Source organism: Flavobacterium oreochromis (assembly GCF_019565455.1).
Lineage (GTDB): Bacteria > Bacteroidota > Bacteroidia > Flavobacteriales > Flavobacteriaceae > Flavobacterium > Flavobacterium oreochromis.
The window spans coordinates 1,032,996-1,047,307 of sequence record NZ_CP067377.1; the positions used below are offsets into that span (position 1 = coordinate 1,032,996).

A 14,312-nucleotide genomic window follows, 5' to 3' on the forward strand; every position below is an offset into this window, starting at 1 on the left:
TTAAATTATCTATAAAGAGTGAAGTGACCTACAAACTCTTTACCATCATTATTATCTACTTTTATAACATACCAGTAATCACCAGAAGGCAATTCTTTTCCATTATATTTTCCATTCCATCTTGCACCAACTGGCAGTGTCGCAATCAGACGACCGTAACGATCATAAACATGTGTTACTAATCTTGGATAAACTATAGGATCAACACAACCTGGACCCCAGTCATCATTTTCTCCGTTTCCATCTGGTGTCATCACATCAGGAATACAAATTGGAATATAAGTTAAACGCTTAGCATCTGAATCATTACATTCACTATCATCTGTAACTATTACTTTTATTTGTTCATACTGTTGATAGTAGATAAAAGTGTTACTAGATCCTGATTGCATTTGTTGTCCATCTGCAAAGAATGTATATTTATAATTACCTGAACCACCTGTTGCAACTGCCATTGCTGTATTAAGACCAGAAATGCTTAATGTAACATCTAATTCGTTTAAAGGAGTTACCATAAACGGAGTTGGAAGAACATTATTATTTGGACATCCGCTAGGACCTTCAACAAATACGGTATGAAATGCTGGTGCTAAGAACTGATTAATATATTTCGGATCAGTAGATAAGAATACATTACTTGTTTGAGAAGCTAAATTATCTAAACTAAATTTATAATTACCTACAAAAGCACCTTTAGGACCTAATTTATTTATTACTTCTATTCGCACCATTGGTTTATTTGTCAATGGATTACAAGGATAAGTAACATTAATCAAAGGTTCGAAGCTGTCTCCAGAGCCTATTGTAATAAAATATGGTGCCTTACAATTTGTAGCATCAGAATCTTTAATGGCAATTAAATATTTTTTACCATCTAAATTATCAAACACATGTGAGTTTACTCCATCTAAGTTATTAATTGGTTCATAGTATGAATCATCAATTTCAACTGGTGGATTTGAGTTATCATAATGTATCTTATATTCTTTAGTAACATAATAAGGTCCTGTACCACCTTGAATATTTGTAATATGAATTTCACCTTTGTTTTCCTTAGCACAAACTTCATCAATACCTGTAACTGTAGCTTTAAGTTCAGCTGGTGCTGTAATACGAATAGTTTGTACTGGTGGATGACATGAAGTAGAAACTGTAAATACATTTACCTCATAAGTACTTGGTCTCAAATTACTAATTGTAAAAGTTCCAGCCGCTAGATCAGCATCACTAACTGTATAAACTTCTTGATGTGTATGAACACCATCTGCCGAACTAATTGAATATTGTAACTTACGGTTATCAATACCAGTTAATTTCACTACAATTTTTCCATCTCTATTATATGAACAAGTAGTTTGAATTGCATTAAGCGTAAAGTTCAACTCAGCTGGAGACGTAATAGATACAGGAGTACTTACAGAAGTACAATTACCACTTCTAACTTGAACTGTATAGTTTCCAACTGGAACATTCTCAAATATACCTTCGTTTTTACTATTTGCAACAACGACTTGATTTACAGGTAATAAAACGAATGTATAATTACCTTGTCCTCCGTTTGCATGAGCAATGATTCTAGCTTTATCATATGAACAACTTACTTTAATAGGTAATATAGGATCAATTGTAAACGGTGATAAAGCACTAATTGTATATCCATTTGTTTCAACTCCTTGACAAGCATTTGTATCACGAACATAATACTTATATGTACCAGGAACTAAATTGTTTAATCTCAACGGAGAAACGAAAGGTGTCCATGGTCCTGATAGGGAATTACTATATTCAAATATACCAGTACCTCCCGTAGCAGTAAGTGTTAAGCTAGCTTGACTTGTATCACAAATTTGCGAGTTAGCTACTAATGATAAAGATGCTTTTATTTCTTTAGCAGGTAATACATCGAAGAATAACTGTCTAGATGGACAATTAGAAGCATCATTAATGATAATGTAATAACGTCCAGGTGCTAAATTAGTAAATGTATTAGATGTTTGAGGTCCAAAAGTGGTACCTACAGGATTTACATAATGTAATGTATAATTATATCCATTAGGAACATTATAACCACCTGTTACACCTAACACTTGTACTACACCATCGTTTACACCAAAACAACGTAATTGTATAGGTGCAATATTAGGAGCATCTATAATAAGTGGTTTTAACAAATTAACCACTTTGTTTACACTACAATTATTAGCATCTTTAACTGTTACGGTATAAGCAGAATTACCAGATAACCCAGTAAATACACCTGGAGTTAATTGTTGTCCTTCAACTGGCGATATAGCATAAGTATAATTACCCCAACCACCTGTTGCAACTACACTAATAGAACCATCATTACCTGGTGTACAAGTTAATAATCCTTCAGTAGTGGCAATAGTAAGCTCATTAACTGGTTCATTAATAGTAAAATTAGAAGAAAAAGTACAATTAGGTTTATTAACTAAAGTAACATTCAAAGTATAAGTACCCGCAGAAAGTTTATTTATCGTTACTGGACCTGCTGTAGTACTAGTACCTACTAAATTAAATCCAGTAATATTATTTGTAACAGTATAATTAAACTCACCCGCTTGGTCTCCATTACTTAATATAGCATCTACTATAGAGACATCTACACTACCAGTAAAACTTCCTTTACAAGTTACATCTTTAATATTAGCTAATTTTATATTAAAAGTATTTGGATCCGCTATATAATGTATTTTTTGAACACTACAATTAGTTACAGGATTAGTAACTGTAACCATATAATTACCAATTCCTAAATTAGTAAAGATACCTGTAGTATTTGTAAGCGATACTCCTGTTAGTATATTAGTCACATTGTAATTGTAAACAGGAACTGGTGCACCTGTAGTAGTAACAGTTACTGTAATGTCTTCTCCATTTTTACATGTAATACCATTATTTACAAAAATATTAGGTCCAGAAATACTAACAAAAGGAAGTACATCAGCTGTAACTGTACCTTTACATCCTTTATCATCATATACGTTTATAGTATATTTTCCACCTGTCGCATCAGTTGTTGTATACGTTTTTTGCGAACCAAAATAAACTTGTTTACCATTTAAAATAAATTCATAATTTACATAATTACCTGAACCACCAGTTACTCCATTAATAGTAATTGAGGCAGCATTAACAGAATTTGTATTTGGTGTACAAGCAAACTGATTAACAACAGGAGGAGGTACTGTAATAACAGCAGGTTCAGAGATTGTAACCAATTTAGTAGTTTTACAGTTTCTACCTGATGTAATTTCAACAGTATAATTACCCGCTGGTAATCCTTTAAAGACATTATCAGTTTGTGCTGATCTTGTCTGTTGTGAAGGAAAAACTAAGGCATATGTATAAATAGGGTTCCCATTAGATGGAGCTGGTTCTAAATTTACTGTAATTAGTCCATTACTATCCCCTTTACAAATAACAGAAGTAAGTTCGATAGATTTTACTAATACATCCTCTGGCTTTTCTAACTGAACTGTAATAATCTTTGGACAATTTGTAGTTAAATCTTTAACAGTAAAGTTTAGATTTCCAAATGGTAAGCCTATAAATATACCTGTAGTATTTACTATAGCCCCATACTCATATTGATAATTACCTGATCCACCAACAGCAGTAAGTGTGATTTTACCATCATTAGTATTACAACTAGGTTGTGCAACTATAGTAGGATTAATATTTAATGGAGAATATACAGTAATTGATTTACTATCAGTACATCCATTAGCATCTTTTATAGTTATAGTATTGTTTCCTACAACTAATCCATCAAATATATAAGGTGCATCTATCTTTATAAATGAGCTAGTACCTTTTGAGTTTGTGATACTATAAGTATAAGGAGCTACTCCATCTACAACACTAGTAGCAGTCACTAAATAATTAGTACCATTAGAAGTACATTGATCATTCGCAAAGGCTGGAAGTGTTAACACTGGATTTGTATCCGTAGGCAATGCAACTGGTACTTGTGCAATACAATTATTATCATCTTTTACATAGGCAATATAATTACCTCCATCACGATTAAAGACTGTAGAAGTTGTCCATCCTATAGATCCAGCAGTAGGAGCAGGATCTGTAGCTAACGAAACTATATAAGAATAAGAAGGAGTTCCGTTATTACCTAAAACTTTGATCACACCTGCTAAAGGATTACAATTATCATTTTTATCTACAGTAGCAGTTATCGCTAATTTTGTAGGAGTTCCCACACTAACTGAAGCTGTTGTAATATCACATTTCGGGAAGTTATTTTCCTTAATCTTAACTGTATAAGTACCTGCTTGTAATCCTGATATTGTAAAAGGATTTGTTATAGTATTATCAACTACAATAGCATTATGACCAACAACTACTGTATTAGTATTATCATATAAAGTATAAGTATAAGGACCTGAATAACCTTGAACATTTAATAATAAAGTTCCACCTGTAGTATCACCAAAACATTTTACACTTGCACCAGGTGCTAAAGTTGCAGTTAAATTTTTAAATACATTTATTTGATGTCCAATTTGTATAAAACATCCTGTAGTTGCATCTGTTACTTGAAAAGTATATGAACCTGCCGCACTAATTGTAAATTGATTAGCAGCTGGTCCTGGTACTACATTAACAGCACCAAAAGGAATTACTTGATAATTATAATTACCTGAACCTCCTAAGGCATTAATAGTTATAATTTCATTTTGTGTACAATCAATTGCTTGATTTTTCACTATGGTAGCACTCAATGGTGTAATAGGATTGATATCAACTATTTTTGTTCCTACACAATTATTAGAATCAAAAACTCTTACTGTATAGGAACCACCAGCAGTATTTAAAGTGCTAAACACAGGACTAGCTCCTGATTGTAAAACTACTCCTCCAAGTTCAAACTCATAAATAGGATATACTGACAGACCTCCTGATCCTGCTGTACCTAATATACCTCCTGCACCTCCTGTAACAGCTGTTACATTAATTTGAGCAGAATTATAAGCGTTTGTAGGATTACACGCAAACTGAGTAACAGCTGTTGTAATATTAATAGGACTAGGCTCATCTACAAATACATTTTGAACATCCTTACAACCTCTTGCAGAAGTTACTGTAATAACATAATTACCTTTAGGTAAACCTGTAAAAAGATTTGTATTTTGTACTCCTACACCTTTTGGATCAGGAGCAATACTATATTGATATGGTGCATCTGTATTAGTAGCATCTAGATTTACAGTGATACTACCATCATTGCTGCCAATACATTTAGTATTAGTAACCGTTGCTTGTTTAAAAACAATATTCTTAGCAGGTGCTAAATTTACAGGAATAACTACCTTACAATTCGTTGTAAGATCTGTTACTTCAAAAGTATAATTACCTGATGGCACACCTGTAAAAATACCTGTAGTATTGGTAGTACCAACAGGAACCGTTTGTGTATAGCTATAGTTACCACTTCCGTCATTTGCCTTAATAGTAATTGTACCTGTAGCTGAACTACAATTAGGAAGTACTGTAAAATCTCCAATTGCTTTTAAAGGTTTTAAAATTGTAACAGTAACCTTATTAGTACAATTATTTTTATCTTTTACTTCAACAGTGTGCACACCTGAAAAAAGATTAGAAATTGTAAACGGTGCAGTTTCTGCTTGAAAGACCCCACCATCTATACTGTACACATGAGGAGCAATACCAGAAGTTGTAAGTGCTACGTTGATAGCAAAATTTCCTTCAGTCGCACATAAATCATTTATATTTAATGCAATAACGGGTTCAGGATCTAGAAGAACAGTAGAAAAATTAAATTTAATACAACCATAAGCATCTTTTACATACACTATATATTTTCCTCCTTCTAAATTAAATACATTTGATGCACTATTGAAAGAATTTATAAATGCAGGATCAGTAATTACTGGATCAGTACCATCTATTACCCCAGTTACCCCAGAATCAACAAATACTTGATACAAGTAAGGTCCTGTTCCTCCTGAAGCAGCAGCTGTAATAGTACCAGCATTTATTTTACAATTATCATTTTTACTTGTTAAATTAAGAGTTAAATCTGTTGCAGACTCTTTTATTTCATAAGGACCAAAAGTTTTTCCACATCCTGCATTTGCTCCATTTATTTCACGTATCAAAATATTATATAAACCTGGTGCTAAAGGATTTATTGAATATGGATAAACAAAAGGTGCATTTATTAGTACAGGTGCTCCTATATTTAAATTAGTGGCAGCATTAATTAATTGATACGAAAACTGAGTAACTCCTGTACTTAAACCACCTAAAGTAAATTTAATGGCTCCATCGGCAGCACCTTTACAAGTTACATTATTAATAACCTCTGATAAGGTAGGATTTATAAATGAAGGTGTAACAGGAGCTTTTTGGAAATGATAACATCCTGTTGTAGTATCATATACTACAATAGTATAACTAGCTCCTGGAATTAATCCATTAAAAATATGAGAAGCAGGCCCATTATTAGAATTAACAAGGGTATTTGACCATGGAGCTGCTGGTAAATTAACAATACCAAATTGATAAGTACCTGGTCCGATAATTCCTCCTGAAATATCTACCTGTAGACTTGCACCTGTTGCACAAGTGGACACTCCTGTAAATTTAAATGTTAAACCTGAAGGAGGACTAGATACAATTTGATTTGGAATTACTTTTGAACAATCATTTTGATCTACTGCTTTTACAGTATAAACTCCATAATCAATATTAGGGAAACAAACTGTAGAAGCCAATGGTAAAGAATTAACAATTATATCAGTACCTACTTGTACACCTGAGGCATTAATTAAAGTAAATTTAATAGGTAATGTTCCTCCTACTAAATCAGTATTTATACATATAGAACCTAGATTATAAGTGTTAGTAGCAATATTACACGTAATAGGATTTATTTTAGTGGTATAATCTAACAATTGAGGTTCTGTAATAGTAAAAGTTTTAGTATCTGTACAAGATTTTATATCTGTAACAGTAACTGAATAATCACCAGCAGGTAAACCAGCTGTTTTTGTACCATAATTAGTTCCAGTAGTCGTATTTAAAACTGATATAGTATAGTCAGGTGTTCCATCTGTAACACTCCAAGTAAAAGCACCTGTAGCATCTCCATGACATTTTACAGTTGGGTTAGTTACATTTAATGATAATTTAGGTAAAGAACGTGCTTTTATATCTAATATGTTAGTAGATGTTATACATCCCTTAGCATCTGTAATACGGAATTGATAAATACCAGGATTAGCTAAAGAAACGGGATATGTAAAAGTAGAACCTGTAATAGTACCTACTGGAGTAAAAACACCTCCATTATAACTAACTTCATAATTACCATATGGTAAATAACCATTTGAAATGGTACCACTTATAATAGCATCTGGTGTAACAGTACAATCATATCCTTTGTTTAAAGTAATCGTTGCGCTCAACTGATTATTAATTGTTTGTTGAAATAATGTTGCATTTGTACATCCATAAGCATCCTGTACAGATACAGTATAGGTTCCCGGAATTAAGCCATTAAATGTATGATTATTTGTAGGTGTATTACTAGCTACAAAAGCACCTCCATTTAAACTAAAACTATAAGGAGCAACACCACCTGAAGCAGATACAACTAAAGAAGCTGCATTATTATCATAACAAAAATCAGTTCCTCCTGCTAAAGTAAGCATAGGACGTGTTGGATCATTTAAAATAATTTGCTTAGAAACTTGGCATCCACCAGCATCTTTAATAGTTACAGTGTAATTATTAGCAGGTAAATTACTAAATATATTACCAGTTAAAGTACCTACAGCTGGACTAATTGTATAGGTATAACCTCCCCATCCTCCAGTAGCATTAACAATAATGCTTCCTTGTTTTAGACAAGTAATAGGATCATCTTTTAAAGTTGCATCTAATGCTACTGTAGGAGTTTTAATTTCAAATGAAGTTGTTATCTTACATTTTGTAGTAGTATTAGTAACATCAACCGTATAATTACCTGATGATAAATTATTTAATACAAAAGGAGATGTAGTTCCGGTACCTACAGAAGCAGTAGGACCAGTCACTACGTAAGTATATCCTGCTCCAAAATTTGAAACTGATACTTCCGCTGATCCTTCAGTTCCTTTTAAACATTTTACATGAGATAAAACTCTATTAGAAATAGACATATCTTGTAATGGATTAACAGTATAGTTTTCCGAATAACTACAACCTTTTGCATCTGTTACGACAAAAGTGTATGTACCTGTAGGTAAGTTCGTAAAGGTCCCCGTAGAATTTGTTGCAGCAAATGCAACTGGTGTTGTTATAGCATATTGAATAGGTGAGCTACCTCCTGTAACTGTAACTTGTACATTAATAGTTTTAGAAGGACAAGTCATGGAAGAAGTAGGAGTAACCGTTAAATCCGTTGGAGGAGTTAATGGAACTACTACAAATGGAGGATTAATCGTAAAACGACAACCATTTTTATCTCGCACTACTATGGTATAGGTACCAGCTGTTAAATTATTAAAAATATTACTTGTTTGCCATGTAACACCATTATTATTACTATACTCAACCGTACCTGCACCGCTTTCATTAGGCAATACAGTAACTGTAATGGTTGCATTACTTGTACAAGTATAATTAGGACTTAATACCGCTGTAGCCTTTAAAACATCCGGTTGATTAATTGTAATAGATCCTGAAATGGTACACTGCTTAACATCTCTAATAATATAATTATAAGTTCCTTGTGCTAAACTTGCATAGGTAGTTTGATTTGAAAAACCTGTATTATTAAAATTAATTTGATAACCACCAGCACCACCTGTAGGTGCAAAAGTAACACTTCCATCTGCTGCTCCATTACAAGTTACAGCTACAGTAGAAGGATTAGCTATTATAGGTTCTAATTTTTTAACAGTTATGGTATTAGTAGTTACTTTACAACCTTTTAAATCGGTTATTAAAAATTGATAATTAGTATTAGCAGAAACTGGAGGTATTACATATTTGAAAGGTAAACTTGCTATAGGTGTAGGTGTTGCTGGAATATAATTAATACCTCCATCAGTACTTACTTGGTATGAATAACTTGGATAACCATTTGAAACTGTAAGTATAATTTCTGCATTTGGATTCAACGGATTACAATCAGCATCTTTTATTAAAGTAGCTGACGCAGTTAATTGCGAATTAATTTGTTGTACAGATGTAGCCGCTGTACAACCAAAAGTATCTCGAACTACTACAATGTAACTTCCTGGTGTTAAATTTGAAAAAGTAGCGCTATTTTGGAAAGGGATTAAAACAGTTCCTGTATTATTCTCTAATTGATATTGATAACCTGGAGTACCTCCTGATGCACTTACTGCTATAGTAGCTGCATCAATTCCATCATAACAAAAATCAGATGTAGCTAATACCTGTATAGTTGGCTTAGGAGCAATTCCAATATTAATTGTTATTTTTTCTGTACATCCATTAGCATCTTTTACTAGAACTACATAATTACCTGGTGCAACATTATTAAACTTATTACTTGATTGATAAGTTAAGACAGGAACACCAGCAGGAGTTTCTAATTGATATTGATAAGCAGGAGTACCACCATTAGCTGTTACAGACACAATAGCTCCAGTAGTACAAGTAGCAGAAGTTATATTAGTTTGTACTTGTAACTGAGCTGGTACAACTATAACTTGTGGTAAATTAAAACTACATGCTGAATTAGCAGGAGTCAAATCGTATTTTACTAATACAAATCCTGGATATCCGGTTGCTGGAACAGTTATTGTTACAGGAGATGTTTTATAAGATGTCCAAGTAGTACCATTATTCATAGAAACTTGATAGCCTGAAACAGTATTAAAATTTTTTGCAGCTATCGTAATTGTAGCATCATTTAATCCTGCACAACTTATATCTTTATGTCCTGTTATTTCAGCTGAAAAAGCTTGTCCACATGGAATATTAACAGGAATAGTTTTTGTAGTAAGACAAGTAATTGGCATTTGATATGCTTCTATATCATCTATTACTACGTCATTACCATTTAAAACATCTAAATTAGATCGAATAACAAAACTTAAATTAGAGTTATTACCTGGATTTAATTGAATTAAATATTTATTCCATTGCTGATTTTTTGGAACACTTCCAGTATTTTGTGTAGCAATTACAGCTTGGGTAGGTAAACCTAAATCCTTTATTAATTGTATTGTTAAATTAGGATCTGCAAAACTTGGCCCTGAAGTCGAAGACATTATATTTCCCGCCCATAAAGATACTCTAATATTTTGATTAGGAATTATATCTTTAATAGGCTTACTATATAAAATACCTCCAACACCTGCAGCACCACCAATATTTACAGCTAAAAATCTACCATTATTAACTGTTCCATTACTTGTATGATCTTTATAAGAATACCAAAGACCACCATATAAATTTTCAATTCTTTCAGTAACACTATAATCACCATCTTCTATTGTTGCACTTTTTTTACAATAAATAGCAGGGTTGTTTATTTGTCTTTCAAAACAATAATTAGAATTAATTCCTGGTGACGTTGTGTCATCACCATTACCAAAATCTTCTTTTAATAAATTACTAAAAGTAGGTGGATTTGTTAAATTATAATTTACCGTTATAGTTGAATTTCCACATTGAACATTTTGAAAAACATTTGAATTAGGATCATGTGGAGGAGTTAAAGCAGGTGTAATTGAATACGTATATGTATAAGCAGAAGAACCACTATTAACTGTCACAGTACTAGTTGCAGAACCATTACAATTAAATGCTGGTGCTGATAAATTAATGGTTGGATCTGGTGGAATAGGATCTAAGGTAACTGTCATAGGGAATACGCAATCCGCAGCATCTCTAACATAAACAGTATAAGTACCTGGTAACACTGATGCTTGATTTACGTTAGTCCAACCAGTACCAAAATTATATTGATATGGCGAAGGTCCTGTAAAAGGTTTTCCTCCTTCTACATTAGTAATACGTATGATACCAGTTCCTCCAGTAGTATTACATGCTAATGCCATAACACCACCCGAAGCAGTTAATGGGGTTGCTGGTTGAGAAATTGTAATATTAGGTTCTGTTTTTGTACAAATGGCAGTGCCTATTGTATATTGAATTACAGGAGTATAAACGCCTGGTGCCAAATTTGCAAATGATGGATTATTTGAAAAAGGTGCACCTCCAGTAATACTATAAGCTAACGTATTTCCATTTGCATTGGTAACATTAAATGTAATTGTTCCAGAATTATCATTGTAACATTTTACGTCTGTATAACTCACGGTATACGTTGGAGCTGGTACTTTTACCACATTAATCTGCTCTGTTTGAGTACAATTATTAGCATCATATACTGTAATTGTATTTATTCCTGGTGTAGTAACACTAATAACATTAGTAGCTAAAAATGGGGCAGGGGGAGCACTATTTAAATAGAAATAATATGGAGGTGTACCTCCTGTTGCAGATATTGTAATTTCACCATTCGTACAATCTGTTAATGGTTTGGTCAAAGAAGGTTTTAATATTAATTTATCTGGATTCGTTAAAACAAATGTTCCATTTTTTGTACAACTTGGAGTAGTAACTATCCAATAATATGATAAGCCTGGAGTTAATTTATCAAATATATTATATGCTTGTGTGGTAGTAACTGAACTACCTACAATTAATCCTGTTGCATCTGTACCTTGATATAAAGTATAAGTATAAGGACCATTTACCCCTGATACTCCTAGGTTAACAGAACCTAAATCACCATTACATTTAGGTTGAGTAACAGTTGCCGAAACTACAATATTATTAGCAGGTACACCAATATTATCAATAGTAATTTGACATGAACCAGGAACTGTAGTATCTTTTACATTTACAGAATAATTACCTGTTGTTAATATTGGAAATACAGGATTTGTTGTCCAAACTCCTAATGTTCCATTAGGTTGTACCAATTGAAATTGAAATCTTCCTGTACTATTAACCGGTTTTGTGACTGTTATAGAACCAGGAGCACCACATACAATAGGTAGTACTGAAACTTCTGTTTCTGTTAAATTTTTATAGACATTAAAATAAAAAGTTTTTGTACATCCCCCAACAAAAGTAAAAATCAGTCTATATTTTCCTTCATTAGAAACGGTATATTCATTTGCTTCTACTATTTTAGTCCAACACAAATCATCTGTTACAGGACAATTTGTTACAGGATTATAAGGACCACAAGTTGCTTTTGTTTCATCATATAATTGCCATTCTACTTTTATAGTACCTGTTATATTAGGTTGTAATAATTTACTATCATTCTTACCACATAAGTAAATAATAGGAATCCTTTCACCTGAATCTGAACATAGAACTGGATTTAAACTGTTATCATATTTAATCAAAGGATTTTGAAGATCTGATCCATAAAGTTTAACTTTAAATGTTTGAACAATTGTTCTACAAAGAGGATCTGTTCCTGTTACAGTATAAGTACCTGGTAAATTTACTTCTACTTCTTGACTAGTGTTATTCGGAAGAAAAATTGCTCCTGCTGGACCTGTCCAAACATAATTTTTATAATTATTTCCAGCTTTTAATTTTGTTGTAGTACCGCAATAAAAAACTTCTTCTGTAAAATTACAACTTTTATCTAAGCCGACTATAAAGTTTGTAGAATTTGTAGAACCTACTAAACAATTGGGATCTATTTGTGAATAACTAGGATCGTTATGATTTTCTATATTATTAATAACACCACTGTATTCAACAAAAGCTTGGTTTTTAATTTCATTTGAACATGCTGCAGTAAATTCAGGACAAGAACAAGCCACTTTTACTTTAATCTTTATAGAATACTCTGGAGCATCTTTTATTAAATATTTTTTAGGAATGTAAATAAATAACTCCCTAGGATTAGCTGGATTTACCTCTCTTTTAATTTCAGCATTTAATCTTACATCATCAGATGTAATATCCTGTAAATTGACATTTTGAGGAAGAATATCTTTTAATAATACATAATTAGTACCATACTTATGGGAGGCTAAACCTTGTGCATCATCATTACCTATGTTATCAAAATATATATTATAATTAATTTCATCACATATATTAACACTTTGATTGGAAATATCTTGATCAGCATTATTCGTTACATTTTTTCTTAGTACAATTTTAGGACCTATAACATCAACTGCAAAAGCTGTAAAAAAAACATAGTATCGATCACTATTCGTACCCAAACTAATTGAAGCACTTATATCATTATTTTTTATTACGGAGTTACTAGGATTAGCCACTTTAAAAATCCCCGCATCATAACCTAATGTATTACTGCTACTAGGATTTCTACCTGGTAAAGAACCTAAAGGATCCGTTAAAGTACTATTAAAGAAATTTTGTCTATTATCACCAACAAATTGATTAATTTTCCTTAAAGGAGGTTCCATAAGTACATTATTAATTTTAAAGAAATCACCTGATAATTGTTGATCTCCTTCTAATGCTCCAAATGCAACCCAAGCATTTACATTTCCATTAGGTATAGTTTTAAATCCATTAACATTAACAGTTATTTGATTATCTTTACTTATACCATTATATAATTGGATGAATCCATTGAAAGAAGTAATATTTTTAGCTGGTAAATTAGGGTTTTCATATATAATATACAAATGCCACCCTGCTGAGTAACCCCCCTACAACCTTACCTGTTGAACAAGGAATATTGGCCACAGTATAATCACCTTGAACATCTCCTCCTCCATTCAATAAATTAGTAATATCTGCATAAGCTGCATATGGTTTATTAACAATACTAGCTCCATCATGAATAAGATTACCTACTATATCTTGATAATTAGTAGCTCCTGGAAGCTTTAACTTTACTTTAGTTATATCTAAAGCCCTACTTTCATAAATTCCCGCCCAATATAATGCGGCATATTTAACTTTATAACACGCTTGATAAGCTACAGGTATTGTTAGCTTAGCAGTACTAGAGTTATAAGTATTTCTATCTGTATCAATATCTACATATTGCATACTTACATCATCATTATAAGCACTGCCATTATATGGTAAAGTTTTATCTACCGATAAATTATTATTTCCTATTAATAATATATCCGCATTAAAACCATTTGTTTGATTGATTGCAGAAAAATCCTTAAAATTTTGCGCAAAGGACTGATGAAATCCTAAACTCCAAAATAATAAAATACATAAGTAATAAGTCGATCTCATAGGGCGTTCGTTTATTATTTAAA

The 14,312-nt window shown here is 32.1% G+C and carries 2 protein-coding genes; both read right to left on the reverse strand.

What is annotated here, in order from left to right:
* Positions 1-5 precede the first annotated feature (5 nt).
* On the reverse strand, positions 6-13,718 hold the full coding sequence (locus JJC03_RS05150; RefSeq protein WP_235874132.1) for a T9SS type B sorting domain-containing protein: 13,713 nt from the start codon (positions 13,716-13,718) through the stop codon (positions 6-8).
* Positions 13,702-14,289: a hypothetical protein gene (locus JJC03_RS05155; protein WP_235874133.1), complete on the reverse strand. Its 588-nt coding sequence runs from the start codon at positions 14,287-14,289 to the stop codon at positions 13,702-13,704. The genes JJC03_RS05150 and JJC03_RS05155 overlap by 17 nt, the downstream gene beginning before the upstream one ends.
* Between the last annotated feature and the right edge of the window lie 23 nt (positions 14,290-14,312).

Bases quoted from the DNA above. Each gene is read 5' to 3' on its own strand.
- JJC03_RS05155 (WP_235874133.1), bottom strand. From the start codon at position 14,289: ATGAGATCGACTTATTACTTATGTATTTTATTATTTTGGAGTTTAGGA.